At 69.5% G+C, this 14,324-nt stretch carries 12 protein-coding genes; 9 read left to right on the top strand and 3 right to left on the bottom strand.

Translation table 11 applies throughout. The features are described 5' to 3' along the window. The first annotated feature begins 312 nt into the window (after positions 1 to 312). A complete protein-coding gene (locus tag ACIA8E_RS26045; protein ID WP_030917974.1) occupies positions 313 to 528 on the top strand; it encodes an I78 family peptidase inhibitor in 216 nt (71 codons plus the stop codon). Positions 529 to 653: 125 nt separating this feature from the next. On the opposite strand, the gene ACIA8E_RS26040 is transcribed toward ACIA8E_RS26045, so the two are convergent. Next, a complete protein-coding gene (locus ACIA8E_RS26040; protein WP_399301731.1) occupies positions 654 to 1,667 on the bottom strand; it encodes a phosphatase PAP2 family protein in 1,014 nt (337 codons plus the stop codon). 495 nt (positions 1,668 to 2,162) lie between these two features. Between ACIA8E_RS26040 and ACIA8E_RS26035 the strand changes: the two genes are divergently transcribed. Further along, the gene (locus ACIA8E_RS26035; RefSeq protein ID WP_399301730.1) at positions 2,163 to 3,878 is read left to right on the top strand and encodes an MFS transporter; all 1,716 of its coding nucleotides are present in this window, start codon (positions 2,163 to 2,165) and stop codon (positions 3,876 to 3,878) included. A 73-nt stretch (positions 3,879 to 3,951) separates the two neighbouring features. Further along, positions 3,952 to 5,202, top strand: a complete 1,251-nt coding sequence (locus tag ACIA8E_RS26030) for an acyl-CoA dehydrogenase family protein (RefSeq protein ID WP_399301729.1) — start codon at positions 3,952 to 3,954, stop codon at positions 5,200 to 5,202. A gap of 39 nt (positions 5,203 to 5,241) precedes the next feature. On the opposite strand, the gene ACIA8E_RS26025 is transcribed toward ACIA8E_RS26030, so the two are convergent. Beyond that, positions 5,242 to 5,688 (bottom strand): cell division protein SepF, encoded by a 447-nt coding sequence (locus ACIA8E_RS26025; RefSeq protein ID WP_399301728.1) that lies wholly within the window; start codon positions 5,686 to 5,688, stop codon positions 5,242 to 5,244. A 308-nt stretch (positions 5,689 to 5,996) separates the two neighbouring features. Between ACIA8E_RS26025 and ACIA8E_RS26020 the strand changes: the two genes are divergently transcribed. Then, on the top strand, positions 5,997 to 7,280 hold the full coding sequence (locus tag ACIA8E_RS26020; protein ID WP_399301727.1) for a DUF5685 family protein: 1,284 nt from the start codon (positions 5,997 to 5,999) through the stop codon (positions 7,278 to 7,280). A gap of 33 nt (positions 7,281 to 7,313) precedes the next feature. Here ACIA8E_RS26020 and ACIA8E_RS26015 read toward each other — a convergent pair whose 3' ends face one another. Beyond that, positions 7,314 to 8,261 (bottom strand): ABC transporter substrate-binding protein, encoded by a 948-nt coding sequence (locus ACIA8E_RS26015; RefSeq protein WP_399301726.1) that lies wholly within the window; start codon positions 8,259 to 8,261, stop codon positions 7,314 to 7,316. Between the two features lie 509 nt (positions 8,262 to 8,770). Here ACIA8E_RS26015 and ACIA8E_RS26010 point away from each other — a divergent pair. The 5 genes from ACIA8E_RS26010 to ACIA8E_RS25990 all read left to right on the top strand — a co-directional run bounded on the left by ACIA8E_RS26010 (position 8,771) and on the right by ACIA8E_RS25990 (position 14,314). After that, positions 8,771 to 9,649 (top strand): amino acid ABC transporter permease, encoded by an 879-nt coding sequence (locus ACIA8E_RS26010; RefSeq protein ID WP_399301725.1) that lies wholly within the window; start codon positions 8,771 to 8,773, stop codon positions 9,647 to 9,649. Further along, positions 9,646 to 11,523 carry an FAD/NAD(P)-binding protein gene (locus ACIA8E_RS26005; RefSeq protein WP_399301724.1) on the top strand — a complete coding sequence of 626 codons (1,878 nt, stop codon included), beginning with the start codon at positions 9,646 to 9,648 and terminating at the stop codon, positions 11,521 to 11,523. The genes ACIA8E_RS26010 and ACIA8E_RS26005 overlap by 4 nt, the downstream gene beginning before the upstream one ends. 70 nt (positions 11,524 to 11,593) lie before the next feature. Continuing rightward, positions 11,594 to 12,493: an amino acid ABC transporter permease gene (locus ACIA8E_RS26000; RefSeq protein ID WP_399301723.1), complete on the top strand. Its 900-nt coding sequence runs from the start codon at positions 11,594 to 11,596 to the stop codon at positions 12,491 to 12,493. A 41-nt stretch (positions 12,494 to 12,534) separates the two neighbouring features. Continuing rightward, positions 12,535 to 13,287, top strand: a complete 753-nt coding sequence (locus ACIA8E_RS25995) for an amino acid ABC transporter ATP-binding protein (RefSeq protein WP_313941505.1) — start codon at positions 12,535 to 12,537, stop codon at positions 13,285 to 13,287. Between the two features lie 52 nt (positions 13,288 to 13,339). Further along, on the top strand, positions 13,340 to 14,314 hold the full coding sequence (locus tag ACIA8E_RS25990) for an ABC transporter substrate-binding protein (RefSeq protein ID WP_399301722.1): 975 nt from the start codon (positions 13,340 to 13,342) through the stop codon (positions 14,312 to 14,314). The last annotated feature ends 10 nt before the right edge of the window (positions 14,315 to 14,324 follow it).

Here is a 14,324-nt window from a genome sequence, read left to right as displayed (position 1 = left end):
AGAGATAAGGCCGCCATAAGGAAGCGTGAATTCCCGGTGCCCGGATCATTTTCCGGGCGCCGCCCGGGACGGGTATTTCGACTGCCTGGGATGCCGTAATCCGTTTGGTTTCCCCGCCTGTTCCGAGATCATTTTTCGGCGCCTTCGATTACTGTGCGTCGGCTTACGGATCGCACGTTCGAGTGAAGCAGTTCGAGTAAACGTGTGTGGTGATCCTGTGACACAAGCGTGACCGGTGGCGTACGTGAGGATGCCGCGCCGCCGCCGGGGCCAGGCTTCCGTACCCGTCCGCGGCCGCCTACGGTGAGAGACATGGCACCTATACCGACTCCTCCCGCACAGCCTGACGACACACCCGGCGCGTATGTCGGCCTGGCTGCCGAAGCCGCCGAGCGGAGGGCCCGTGCGCGTGGCTGGAGCAGCGTGAGATCCCTGCCGCCGGGCGCGATCATCACCATGGAGTACCGGGCCGGACGGATCAATTTCGAGGTCGACGATGCCGTCGTGACCCGCTGCTGGGTGGGCTGAGACCGCGCCGCCGCCGGACGGCTGCGACAGGCCCGCGACACGAGCAAGGCCCCGACCGAGGTCGGGGCCTTGACTGTGCGGGGTGAGGCTGTGCGTACCGTTCCCGATGCGTGGGGTGCGGTCCGTCAGCCGCCGCTCATCGGGCGGGCCGGGCTGGTCCCGCCGCGCGGCGTACGGTCCGCGTGCGGCGGTCGCCGGCTGCCGGCCGGGGTGATGGGCGTCCGCTCCGAGCGCACCGTGTGGGCCCGTGGCCGGGTACCCGCTGCCGGGGCCGCGGCCCCCGTGCGGCTTCCCGCGGCGACCGGTTCGAGCGCCGGGTCCTCGTCCGTGGCGTCAGCACCGGCCCGCTGCGGCAGCAGCACGGTCCGGGGGCCGCCGGCCGCGACAGGCACCGAAGGCACTGCCCTGCCCCGCGCGCGCCACTGCTCGCGCACCGCGAAGATCCAGTCCTCGGCGCGGGTGATCAGCGGCTCGACCCACGGCAGGCCCAGCAGGATCAGCAGCCCCGCGGCCCAGCCCAGCAGCACATCGCTGAGCCAGTGCGTGCCGAGATAGACGGTCGTGAGCCCGACCCCGAGCGAGACCACTGCCGATACGGCCGACAGATAGCGCCTGGCCCTCGGGGTGGTGGCCAGGTACGCGAGGATTCCCCAGGTCACGACCGCGTTGGCGGTGTGCCCGGACGGGAATATATCGCCGCCGGCGAAGAGCTCCGCAGAGCCGATCTGGGTCGCGTAGTGCGGGCCGAGCCGGCCGAGGCCGAGCTTGACCGCACCCACCGTCAGGTTGAGCAGCAGCAGTGAGGCACCCAGCGTCAGCAGGGGCCGCAGCGTGTGCTGCCGCCAGGAGCGCCAGCCGAGCCAGCAGGCGACCATCACGGCCGTGGGGCCTCGCTGGCCCAGTACGACGTAGTAGTCGAGGAAGGCATGGATGCCGGGCCACTGCTGGTAGGGCCGGAACAGCATGACCTTCCAGTCCAGGGTCACCAGCCAGGAGCCGATCAGTACGGCAATGACGATGGCGAGATAGAACGCCAACGTCCCGCCGAAGAGAGCGATGCGGTGACGACTCATCCGCGGTGGCTCTATCTTCGGCGGTTCCGGCTCCCGGTCCAGCCGGGCAAAGATGTCGGTACGCACCCAATCGACGTTACAGCGAGTGAGTGCGCGTTCCGGTCGATCCGGCCGCTTTGTGATGACGATGTGATGTGGACTATGTCTCAGTCGGGCATCTTTTCCCGACCGTTCGGCGAATGCCGGCGATCTTCCGATCTGTTTTCCCGTACTCATTTCGGAAGGGTGTTTGGGTATCCGTGAATAACAAATAGCGATGCTGTATGCATTTCTGCGGCCGTCACGCCCGGGTGAACGGACGGTGCTGGGCCGGTCACGGGGCGAGTCCGGTGTGCGTGCACGGCGGCGACGGGCGCCGTCCGGCCGGGGCCGGGTGCGGGGTCCGGCGTGGCGTACGCCACACTCCGTGGTCCGCCGAGGTATGAGATGGACCACGTGTGGCCACGCCGAACTCGCGTACGCTGACGGATCACTCGCCCGTCGATGCCGGGCCTGGAGGGGCAGCAGACGCTGCATCCCCGGTTGGCCTGCCGAGCGCGAGGCCTTTTGGGAGGTACATGCATGTCCGGGACGACCACAGCCCGACTCCGGCTGCGCGCAGCCGCCGACGGTGCCAACCGATGGGTCGTCCTGGTCGTCCTCTGCCTCAGCCTGCTGCTCGTGGCGCTCGACGCCACCGTGCTGCACGTCGCAGTCCCCGCCGTCACCGAGGACCTGCGGCCGAGCGCCGTCGGTCTGCTGTGGATCGTGGACGCCTATCCACTGGTCTGTGCCTCACTGCTGATCCTCTTCGGCACCCTCGGTGACCGGGTCGGCCGCCGCCGCATACTGCTGCTCGGCTACGCCCTCTTCGCGGTCGCCTCCGCGGTTGCCGCGATGGCCGACAGTCCGGGCGTCCTCATAGCGGCGCGCGCCCTGCTCGGGGTCGGCGGCGCGATGATCATGCCGGCGACGCTGTCGATCCTCCGCCAGGTCTTCCCCGACCGGCGCGAGCGGGCCGTCGCCATCGGGGTGTGGACCGCGGTCGCCGCGGTCGGCGCGGCCATCGGACCGGTCATCGGCGGCTTCCTCGTCGAGCACTTCTGGTGGGGCTCGGTCTTCCTGATCAACATCCCGCTGATGGCCCTGATCCTTCCGGCCGGCCGGCTGCTGCTGCCCGAGTCGCGGGGCAGCAATGACGGCCCCTGGGACGTGTTCGGCGCGCTGATGGCCGCGGCCGGAGTGCTCGGTGTGGTCTTCGGTGTGAAGCGTGCGGGCACCGGCGAGGGCGTTTTCGTCCTCGCCACCCTCGTGCCGCTGTTCCTGGGCGGCGCGCTTATCGTCGCGTTCGTACGCCGGCAGAAGCGCCGTACGCATCCTCTGATCGACATAGGGATGTTCGCCAGACCCGCCTTCTCCACCGCGGTCGGCTGCATCGTCCTCGCCATGCTGGCCCTGGTCGGTCTCGAACTGATCGCCGTCCAGTACCTCCAACTGGTCCTGGGCCTCAGCCCGCTGGACACCGGTCTGCGGCTGCTGCCGCTCACCTTCGCCGCGATGGCGGCGGGCGCCACCGGCTCGTACACCCTGCGCCGGATCGGCCCGCGCCGGATGGTCGGGTGGGGCTTCGTGCTCACGGCGGCCTCGGTGCTGCTCCTGACCCTGATGGGGCAGCACGACCGGCCCGGTCTGCTGAGCGTTGCGTTCGTAGTGCTCGGCTTCGGGCTCCAGTCCACGCTCTTCGGTGCGTACGAATCGATGCTCAGCGAGGCCCCCGCCGACCGGGCCGGTGGCGCGGCGGCCATCGGTGAGACCTCGTACCAGCTGGGAGCGGGCATGGGGATCGCGCTGCTCGGCAGCGTGATGAACGCCGCCTACACCCCTGGGCTGGCCAAGCTCTCCGGGGCGGGCGTTCCCGCCGAGGCCTCTGCCGCCGCCTCCCACTCGCTGGGCGAGGCCTATCAGGTGGCGTCCCAGCTGGGCGGTCCGCAGGGCGAGGCGCTGCGGAGCACCGCCCGGCACGCCTTCGTCAACGGTCTGCATGTCACGCTGCTGGTCAGCGCGGGGCTGCTGCTGCTCGGCTCGCTCGCCGCGCTGCGGCTGCCGCGGGTGATGGAGTGCCCGCCGCGGGTTCTCTGCGATCCGCGCGATGTGCAGGACGACCACGAGTCCCGTGAGGCCCGGGCGTTCCACGGTCCCCAGGGAGCCCCTGGACAGGACTGTCGGAACCGGCCCCGTTCGCTGCCTGTCCGGCGGCAACCCGCCGAGGCCACCGGCTCTGGACGAGCGGCACACTGAGCCGTAACGTCAGCACGACGCCATAACTAACACTGCTAGTTTTAGTACCGTGCGAGCCGCCGGAGGCACTCTCATGTCCACCACCGAGTCCGCTGAGTCCGCGAAGCCGTCGAAGCTGCCGCCCTTCGACCCCGCCGACCCGATCGGTATCGACGATCTGCTCGGCCCCGAGGACCTCGCGATCCGCTCCACCGTCCGTGCCTGGGCCACCGACCGGGTCCTGCCGCACATCGCCGAGTGGTACGAGGACGGCGAGTTGCCCGGCATCCGTGAGCTGGCCCGCGAGCTCGGTTCGATCGGTGCCCTCGGCATGTCCCTCCAGGGGTACGGCTGCGCGGGCGCCACCGCCGTCCAGTACGGACTGGCCTGCCTGGAGCTCGAGGCGGCGGACTCCGGGATCCGCTCGCTCGTCTCCGTCCAGGGCTCCCTCGCCATGTACGCCATCCACCGCTTCGGCTCGGAGGAGCAGAAGGAGCGGTGGCTGCCCGGGATGGCGGCCGGCGAGATCATCGGCTGCTTCGGGCTCACCGAGCCGGACCACGGCTCCGACCCGGCCGGGATGCGGACGTACGCCAAGCGAGAGCCGGGAGGCACCTCCCGCTCGGGCGAAGCCGGGAGTGGGGGAGACTGGGTCCTCAGCGGCCGCAAGATGTGGATCACCAACGGCTCGGTGGCCGGGGTGGCCGTCGTCTGGGCACAGACCGACGAGGGTATCCGCGGCTTCGTCGTGCCGACCGATACCCCCGGCTTCTCGGCGCCCGAGATCAAGCACAAGTGGTCGCTGCGCGCCTCCGTCACCAGTGAGCTGGTACTCGACGAGGTACGGCTGCCCGCCGATGCCGTACTCCCCGGGGTCACCGGCCTGCGCGGCCCGCTCAACTGCCTCGGCCACGCCCGCTACGGCATCGTCTGGGGAGCCATGGGCGCCGCACGCGCCAGCTTCGAGGCAGCGGTCGACTACGCGAAGACCCGGGAACAGTTCGGGAGGCCGATCGGCGGCTTCCAGCTCACTCAGGCCAAGCTCGCGGACATGGCCGTCGAACTGCACAAGGGCATCCTGCTCGCCCACCATCTGGGCCGTCGGATGGACGCGGGCAGGCTCCGCCCGGAACAGGTCAGTTTCGGAAAGCTCAACAATGTGCGGGAGGCGATCGAGATCTGCCGCACCTCACGCACAATTCTCGGCGCCAACGGGATCTCGCTCGAATACCCGGTGATGCGGCATGCGACGAACCTGGAGTCGGTGCTCACCTACGAGGGCACCGTGGAGATGCATCAGCTGGTGCTGGGCAAGGCGCTCACCGGTCTGGACGCATTCCGGTAGAACGGGACGTCGGCCGGACCGATCCGGCGAGCGCCCTGCTCAGCTCTGGTTGAAGAAGCCGTCGGCCGGTCGGCCGGCGGCTTCGCCGCTGACCACGTGGGTGTCGGCCGGGGTCAGCAGGAAGACCCGGGTGGCGACGCGGTCGATCGACCCGCGCAGTCCGAAGATCAGCCCCGCGGCGAAGTCCACGACACGCTTCGCGTCCGAGGGGTCCATCGCCGTGAGGTTCATGATCACCGGGACGCCGTCCCGGAAGAGCTCGCCGATGCCGCGGGCGTCCCGGAAGCTGTCCGGGGTGACTGTGGCGATCCGGCGGCCCGTCTCCTCGGCCGCCTCGGAGACCACCTGCACCCGTGGGTCGGTCACCCAGGCATTGCCGGTCCCGGTCCGTGCACCCTCGGTGTACTCGTCGTCGTCGTCGTAGTAACGCTCGTCGTTGTCCTCTACGAGGCCCAGCCAGGCACTCGCCTTGCGCACCGATCCCATGGACGCCTCCTCTCACCGCGGTTCCTTGGTGTTCCGCATCTCATTCGTATCCCTATGGTCGACCATGATGCGGATCGTGCGCCAAGTGGATAGTCGGCGCGCAGGGGATTCGTGACGTTACTGGTGCAGAAGATGTGGCGATTCGTCAAGGTTCCTCCTGCATAGGGCCCCTGGTGAAAAGAAAATATGATGTCCCGGTCCGTACGGGTGACGTGGGGTGCGTACGGGTGAACGGGTCACTCGATACGATGCCCGTCGCGCACACGCACGAGTGCGGCGCACGTCTGAACGACTCTCGGGGGATCGTCGTGTTCGGAATAGTCAGGCCCTGCGCCCATCGGTTGCCGGAGGGCCTCAAGGCCGAGTGGATGGCCCATCTCTGCGGGCTCTGCCTCGCGCTTCGCTCGGACCACGGGCAGTTCGCCCGGATCGTCACGAACTATGACGGCCTGATCGTCTCGGTTCTGACGGAGGCTCAGGCTGAGCGCACCACCGGATGGCGACGCACTGCGGGGCCCTGCCCACTGCGTTCCATGCGCACCGCTCCGGTAGCCCGCGGCGAGGGGGCCAGACTGGCAGCCGCCGTCTCGCTGGTGCTCGCCTCGGCGAAGGTACGGGACCACATAGCCGACCGGGACGGGCTGTTGAGGCGTCGTCCGGTCGCCGCGGCCGCCCGCCGGGTCGCCGCGGGCTGGGACCGGGCCGGGGCGCGTACCGGCGCGGAGCTGGGGTTCGACACCGCCGTCCTCGTGGACGCCGTCGACCGGCAGACCGGCGTCGAACGGCTGGCCGGGCCGGGCACCCCGCTGCTGACGGTCACCGAACCCACCGAGACCGCCACCGCGGCGGCCTTCGCCCACACCGCCGCGCTCGCGGGCCGACCGCAGAACGCCGAACCTCTCGCCGAGGCCGGCCGGCTCTTCGGGCGGCTCGCGCATCTGCTGGATGCCGTGGAGGACCAGGAAGCTGACGCCGCGTCGGGCGCCTGGAACCCGCTCACCGCCACACGCACCACGCGCGCCGAGGCCCGGCGGTTGTGCGACGACGCGCTGCGCGGTGTACGGCTGGCGCTGCGCGACGCCGAATTCACCGACGACAAACTGACACATGTGCTGCTCGTGCACGAACTGCGGCGTTCGGTGGACCGGGCCTTCGCCACGCAGACGTGCTCGCACCAGGCGGATGCGCAGCACACCCGCCGGGATCTGACGGCCCGGCAGCAGACGGAGTCCTCCGCGAAGGCGCCGCCGGGCGAGGCGGCGGGGCTGCGGCGGACCGGGTCCTTCGGGCCGCCGCCGGGCAATCCGTACGCGCCGAACAACCCCGGCAGTCCGTTCGGCCCGCCTCAGCCCCCGCCGGAGCCGCCGCGCGACCGGCGTGGGCTGATCACGGGCTGCCTGGTGTGGGCGGGCCTCGCCTGCACCTGCCAGATGTGCTGCGGGACCTTCGAGGACCCGTGGAGCCGGCAGCGGCGCGAGGGGCTGTGCAGCCAGTGCGACTGCAGCGACTGCTGCGATGCGTGCGACTGCTGCAGTAACTGCGGGGACTGCTGCAGCTCCTGCGACTGCTGCGACTGCGGGTGCGACTGCTGAGCCACGCCTCGGGCCGGCCCGGCGGCCCCGGGGTCACTTGATCTCGGGCGGCGAGATCCGCGAGGACTCGATCGCCGACGCTCCGATGCCCCACTTCTTCAGGATGCGGTCGTACGTCCTGTCCGCCTTGAGCCCGTTGACCGCCGCCTGGAAGGCGGGCGCGAGCGGAGTGCCCTTCTTGAACGCGAAGCCGACATCGAGCCGCTTGAACTCATTGAGGAAGCGCACACCCTCCTGCTGCTCGACCGCATAGCGCAACCCGTTGATGGTCGACATCACCACGTCGCTGCGGCCCTGCTGGAGCGAGGCCCAGACGGCCGCCAGGTCGGAGTAGGTCTTCACGTCGTAAGGCTTCCTGCCCGCCTCGGCGCACCGGTGCTTGTTCTCCTCCAGCGTCACCTCGAAGGTGGTGCCCGCGGCGGTGCCCACGGTCAGGCCGCAGAGCTGGGTGAGATCGGTGACCTTCGCCAGCTTGCTGTCGTCGCGGACCGCGAAGCCCTGCCCGTCATTGAGGTACGTGACGAAGTCGATCGTCCGGCGGCGCTCGTCGGTGACCCCGAAGTTCCCCGTCCCCAGGTCGTACTTCCCGCTGCCCAGCGCAGGCAGGATCGCCTCGAAGGCGGCCACCTCGCGCTTCAGCTTCAGCCCCAGCGCCCCGGCCACGGCGTCCGCGACGTCGATGTCGGTGCCGGCCACGGTCTTCCCGTCCGGCAGATAGGTGGCGCCGGGGGGCGTGCCGACGCTGGAGGCGATGGTCAGCGTGCCGGATGCTCGGACATCGGCGGGCAGCAGCGCGGCCGCGGCCTTGTTCTTCTTCACCGACGACACGACGTCCTGCGTCGGAATCTTCCCCTTGGCGGAGGTGACCGGGCCGGCCGCGCCGGCCGGAGCGGCTGCCGGATCGCCGGACCCGCACGCGGTGAGAGCGACTGCGGCGACGGTGATCAGCGCGAAGGCGGCGGTGTGCCGGGTACGGGGCATGAGGTGTGGTTCTCCAGGTTCGTCGACCGTGCGGGGGCAGCCGGGCAGCGCCGGGCGGCGCGCCACGGCAGCACGGCCACGGGCGGGGCGAAGGAAGAAAGGAAGGGCGGAAGAAGCTCGGAACGGCGAACAGCCTGAGGGGAGGGTGCATCGGTGTTGTGTACGTGAAGACGCGCAGGGAACGGTGCTCAGGCGCCGGACACGGCGCGAGGCACGGACGCGAGAAACCGCAGGGGGTCAGCTCAACAGGAGGAGGACCACACGCGACCGAAGTCGATGTGGGAGCGCTTGACCAGCCACTGCTGCGAATGCATGGACCAAGTGGAACAGGCGATCCACCGGTCCGTCAACTGACCTGAGACGTATGGCTCACAGTGTGGACAGGCTTGACAATATGTTGTGAACAGCGCTTACCTCGGAGACGGATCGCGCTGAGGGGCCCGGTCCGCGTTGTGTTCTTCCGTGAAGGCACGTCCCGTGTTCGATCTCTGCATCCACGGAGCCTTCGCATGTCTGCGCAGACAGATGCCTTTCCTCAATCACGCCCGGACCCGCTGTCCGAGAACAGCGGCAAGGACAATGACGCCGACCGCCTGCGGATCGTCCCGGTGCGTCGAACAGGCCAGTGGGCGCTGGCCGTTGCGGTCCTGCTGCTACTTGCCCTGGCGCTGAACTCCGTCATCCGCAACGATGCCTTCCAGTGGGACGTCGTCGGCGACTACTTCACCACCGACTCCGTCCTGCGTGGCCTCGGCCTCACTCTCTGGCTCACCGCCCTCGTCATGGCGCTCGGCTTCGCCCTCGGCACCGTGCTGGCCGTACTGAGGCTCTCCACCAACCGCGTGCTGCAGGCGGTCAGTTGGGGCTACGTCTGGCTCTTCAGGTCCACCCCGATCCTGGTCCAGCTGCTCTTCTGGTTCAACATCGGCGCGCTCTACCCGGAGATCCTCGGTGTCCGTACGGTGAACCTCCTCGGGCCCGTCACGGTCGCCGTCATAGGCCTCACCCTGCATGAGGCCGCGTACGCGGCCGAAGTGGTCCGCGGCGGCATCCTGTCCGTCGAGCGCGGGCAGATCGAGGCTGCACAGTCGCTGGGCCTCGGCGCCTGGCGCCGGTTCCGCCGGATCGTGCTGCCGCAGGCGATGCGCTCCATCGTCCCGCCCGCCGGGAACATGCTGATCGGCACGCTCAAGGGCACCTCGATCGTCAGCATCATCGCCGTGCAGGACCTGCTCTATTCGGTGCAGCTCGTGTACCACCGCACCTACCAGGTGATCCCTCTGCTGCTCGTCGCCACTCTCTGGTACGTGGTGGTCACCTCGCTGCTCGGCGTCGGCCAGTACTACATCGAACGGCACTACGCCCGTGGCACGGCGGGTGCCCGGTGAGCGTCGGGCCGGCCCTCGTCATCGTCGGCGCCGGACCGCGCGGCACCGGTCTCATCGAGCGCATCGCCGCCAACGCCCCCGAGCTGTACGAGGGCCGGCGGCTGGACATCCATATCGTCGACCCGCACCCGCCCGGCGGCGGCCGGATCTGGCGGCACGACCAGTCCCCGCTGCTCTGGATGAACTCCATGGCCGAGGACGTCACCATGTTCACCGACGACACGGTCCAGCAGCAGGGGCCGATACGTCCGGGGCCCGCGCTGCACACCTGGGCTGCCGACGTCCGCGACGGCCGAGTCACCCTCGGGGCCGAGCCGGAACTCCTCGCCCAGATAAAGGCGTTGGGAAGCCAGGACTTCCCGAGCAGACGGCTGCAGAGTGTCTATCTGGGATGGGTGTACGAGCAGGCGGTGGCCGCACTTCCGGCGGGCATCACCGTGCATGAGCACCGTGGGCACGCCCTGCGCGTCACCGGGCAGCGTGACGGCCGTCAGCACGTCTGGCTGGAGGGGCACGCCGAACCGCTGACCGCCGACCTCGTCGTGCTCACGATCGGTCACCTCGACGCCGAACCAGCGCCCGAACACGTCGAGTTGACGGAGTTCGCGGACCGGCACGGGCTCGTCCACCTGCCGCCCGGCTTCACCGCCGACAGCGACCTGACCGTCCTGCCCGCCGGTGAACCGGTCGTCGTCCGGGGCTTCGGGCTCGCCTTCATCGATCTGATGGTGCTGCTCACCGAGGGACGCGGGGGGCGGTACGAGAACGGCGAGTACCTGCCCTCCGGCAAGGAACCGGTGCTGCACATCGGATCGCGGCGTGGTGTCCCGTACCACTCCAAGATCGGCTACGGCCGGCAGGGTGAGCGGCCGCCGCTGCCGCGCTTCCTCGGCCCGGACCGGACCGAAGAGCTCCTGAGCCGGCCCGGCCCGCTCGACTTCCGGCGCGATGTGTGGCCACTTGTCGACAAGGAGCTCGGATACGCCCACTACCACCGGCTCTTCGCCGCCCATGCCGAGCGCACGACCGTCGACTGGCAGGTCTTCGAGGAGAAGTACGCGGCCGCCGACCCGGGCAGCCAGGAACTGCGCGCACTCGTCGTCGCCGCCGTCCCCGACCCCGCCGACCGGCTCGACCTCGAAGCACTGGACCACCCGCTGGACGGCGTGCGCCACCCGTCCTACGACGCACTCCAGGTCGGGCTGCGCGAGTACATCAGCGCCGACCTCGACCGTCGCCATGACCCCGCGCACAGCGAGGACCTCGCCGTCTTCCTCGGACTGCTCTCTGTCTACGGGCAGTTGATGCGGCTCGGCGACATCGGCGGCTGGTGGCACGGCTTCTTCAGCTACCTCGCGTCCGGCCCGCCGGGACCGCGGCTGCACCAGCTGCTCGCCCTCTCCCGGGCCGGAGTCGTCCGCTTCCTCGGCGCGGGGATGACCGTCGAGGCGGACGAGGAACGGGGCGTCTTCCGGGCCGGCAGTGCCACCGTGCCGGGGGAGTGGATCGAGGCCCGCGCGCTGGTCGAGGCCCGACTTCCGGATCCGTCACTGGAGCGCACCCGCAGCCCGATCCTCCAGGCGCTGTACGAGGACGGAGCCGCCGCCACCGCCACCGGACTGCTCTCCGTCGACCCCGACGACGGCCGGATCCTGGGCCGCGACGGCCGCCCGCACCCCCGGCGCTTCGCCCTCGGCCCGCACACCACCGCACGGGTGAGCGGCGCCTTCACCCGGCCACGCACCGGCGGCCCGGCGTTCCGGCAGAACGACGCCACCGCACGGACGGCTCTGGCGTTCCTCCGCGACCTGCTCTGTAGCGACGGCGGCGACCGCGGCGACGGAACAGACGGCGGCGACCGCCTCAGCGCCTGACCGCGGTGCCGTCCCACCTCCTCAGCCCCCTTACCCCCCTGGCCCCATGGCCCGCATCCCAAGGAATCTCATGTCGCTCACCAGCGATCCACCTCTCGACAGAACGACCGGGCCACAGTCCGAAGCCGCTTCCGCCATCGACTACGGCGCGCTCACCGTCGTCCCCGTGCGTCACCCCTGGCGCTGGGCCGCCGTCGTCGCCACTGCCGTCCTGCTCGCCCAGTTCCTGCACGGTCTGGTCACCAACCCCGGCTGGGAGTGGGACGTCTTCGCCCGCTTCTTCACCGCCGAGACCATCCTCAAGGCCGTCTGGATCACCCTCCAACTGACCTTCTACGGCACGGTGCTCGGCTTCGCGCTCGGCATAGTGCTCGCCTTCATGCGGCTGTCGGCCAGCCCGTTCCTCGGTGCGGTCGCCTACGCGTACATCTGGGCGTTCCGCTCCATACCGCTCATCGTCCAGCTGCTCTTCTGGTTCAACCTCGCCTATCTCTACAAGGAGTTGCAGTTCGGCATCCCGTTCGGGCCCGGCTTCTTCTCCTTCGACACGATGAACCTCGTCGGCGCGATGAGCGCGGCCGTTCTCGGGCTCGCACTGCACCAGGCGGCCTACGCGGCGGAGATCGTCCGCGGTGGCGTACTCGCCGTGGACAGCGGCCAGTTGGAGGCGGCCGCCGCGCTCGGGATCCCCCGGCACCGACAGCTGTGGCGGATCGTGCTGCCGCAGGCGATGCGTTCCATCCTGCCGAACGCCGCCAACGAGATCATCTCGCTCTTCAAGGGCACCTCGATCGTCTCCGTGATGGCGATCGGCGAACTCTTCTACCAGGTCCAGGTCGTCTACGGACGCAACGGCAGGGTCGTGCCGCTGCTGATGGTCGCCACCGTCTGGTACATCCTCCTGACCACCGTGCTCTCCGTCCTCCAGTACTACGTCGAACGTCACTACGCCAAGGGGGCCGCGCGATGAGCGCCACGACCACCGATTCCACGGATGCCGTCCCGGACGCCATGGTCGAGATCCGGGCCGTGCACAAGAGCTTCGGAACCCTCGAAGTCCTGCGCGGCATCGATCTGTCCGTACGCGCCGGAGAGGTGACCGTCGTCCTCGGCCCTTCCGGGTCCGGCAAGTCCACGCTGCTGCGCACCATCAACCACCTGGAGAAGGTCGACAACGGCTGGATCAGCGTCGACGGCACCCTGGTCGGTTACCGCAGGGACGGCAACAAGCTCTACGAGCTCCGCGAACGCGAGGTCCTGCGCCAGCGCACCCGGATCGGCTTCGTCTTCCAGAACTTCAATCTCTTCCCGCACCTCACGGTCTTGGAGAACATCATCGAGGCGCCGGTCTCCGCCTTGCGCCGCCCCCGCAAGGACGCGGTCGCCGCCGCCGAGAAGCTCCTCGCCCGGGTCGGACTCGCCGACAAGGCGGGGGCGTACCCCAAGCAGCTCTCCGGCGGGCAGCAGCAGCGCGTCGCCATCGCCCGCGCGCTCGCTCTCGAACCGAAGCTGCTGCTCTTCGACGAGCCGACCTCGGCGCTCGACCCCGAATTGGTCGGCGAAGTCCTCGATGTCATCAAGGACTTGGCGCACGGCGGCACCACGATGATCGTCGTCACGCACGAGATCGGCTTCGCCCGCGAGGTCGCCGACACCGTCGTCTTCATGGACGAGGGACGGATCGTCGAGCAGGGCGCCCCCGCCGACGTACTCGACCGTCCGGAACACCCGCGTACCCGCGCCTTCCTCTCCAAGGTCCTGTGACCCTGCCATGTCCCTGCCCACCCCTTCCGCACCGTCTGCAAGGAGCGCCCACGTGTCCGTCCGCCGTACCCTCGCCGCCACGCTCGCCACCCTCACCGCCGCCGGACTCCTCACGGCCTGCGGTACGAGCGACGCCGCGACCGACGAGATCAATCCGAAGGGGCAGCGGGGCACCGGCATCAACATCGGCCCCGACCAGCACCGGATCCGGGAGAAGAAGGTCGAAGCCATCGCGGCGAAGGTGCCCGCAGCCGTCCGTGAACGCGGCACGCTGCGGCTGGGCGCGAGCGCCGACGCCTCGCCGCCGCTCGGCTTCTACGCCACCGACGACAAGACCCGGATCGGCTCCGAGATCGACATCGCGACCCTGATCGCCGACACGCTCGGGCTGAAGCCCGAGTTCGAGGAGGTCTCCTGGGAGAACCTCTTCGTCGGCCTCGACAGCTCCAAGTTCGACGGCGTCCTGTCGAACGTCACGGTCACCGAAGAACGCAAGGAGAAGTACGACTTCGCGACCTACCGGCTCGACAACATCGCCTTCGAGGCCAAGAAGGGTTCCGGCTGGAAGGTGAAGGGCCCCAGGGATGTGGCGGGGAAGACCGTCGCCGTCGCGTCCGGCACCAACCAGGAGAAGATCCTCGTCGACTGGAGCGAGCAGAACGTCAAGGCCGGACGCAAGCCGGTGGACATCAAGTACTTCCAGAAGGACACCGACTACTACCTGGCCCTGCAGTCCGGCCGGATCGACGGCTATCTCGGCCCCAGCCCGTCGGTGAACTACCACGTGGCGTCGGCGGGCCGGTCCGAGGTCGTCGGCACGCTGTCGGGCGGCGGCGACGGACTCCAGGGGAAGATCGCCGCCACCACGAAGAAGGACAGCGGCCTGGTCGAGGCGTACGCGGCCGCCATCGACCACATCATCGAAGAAGGCTCGTACACCAAGGTGCTGAGGCGCTGGGGGCTCTCCAACGAGGCCGTCGAGAAGTCCGAGATCAACCCGCCCGGCCTTCCCAAGCCCAAGAACTGAGCCCGAGAGG

The sequence above is a fragment of the Streptomyces sp. NPDC051664 genome (genome assembly GCF_044453545.1).
Taxonomy (GTDB): domain Bacteria; phylum Actinomycetota; class Actinomycetes; order Streptomycetales; family Streptomycetaceae; genus Streptomyces.
Note: the sequence above shows the minus strand (reverse complement) of the source record. Positions and strands in the feature narration are given on the sequence as shown.

Excerpts from the sequence above, each read along its gene's own strand:
- ACIA8E_RS26030 (WP_399301729.1), top strand. The coding sequence starts at position 3,952 with ATGTCCACCACCGAGTCCGCTGAGTCCGCGAAGCCGTCGAAGCTGCCG.
- ACIA8E_RS26025 (WP_399301728.1), bottom strand. The coding sequence starts at position 5,688 with ATGGGATCGGTGCGCAAGGCGAGTGCCTGGCTGGGCCTCGTAGAGGAC.
- ACIA8E_RS26015 (WP_399301726.1), bottom strand. The coding sequence starts at position 8,261 with ATGCCCCGTACCCGGCACACCGCCGCCTTCGCGCTGATCACCGTCGCC.
- ACIA8E_RS26000 (WP_399301723.1), top strand. The coding sequence starts at position 11,594 with ATGTCGCTCACCAGCGATCCACCTCTCGACAGAACGACCGGGCCACAG.
- ACIA8E_RS25995 (WP_313941505.1), top strand. The coding sequence starts at position 12,535 with ATGGTCGAGATCCGGGCCGTGCACAAGAGCTTCGGAACCCTCGAAGTC.
- ACIA8E_RS26035 (WP_399301730.1), top strand. The coding sequence starts at position 2,163 with ATGTCCGGGACGACCACAGCCCGACTCCGGCTGCGCGCAGCCGCCGAC.
- ACIA8E_RS26045 (WP_030917974.1), top strand. The coding sequence starts at position 313 with ATGGCACCTATACCGACTCCTCCCGCACAGCCTGACGACACACCCGGC.
- ACIA8E_RS26010 (WP_399301725.1), top strand. The coding sequence starts at position 8,771 with ATGTCTGCGCAGACAGATGCCTTTCCTCAATCACGCCCGGACCCGCTG.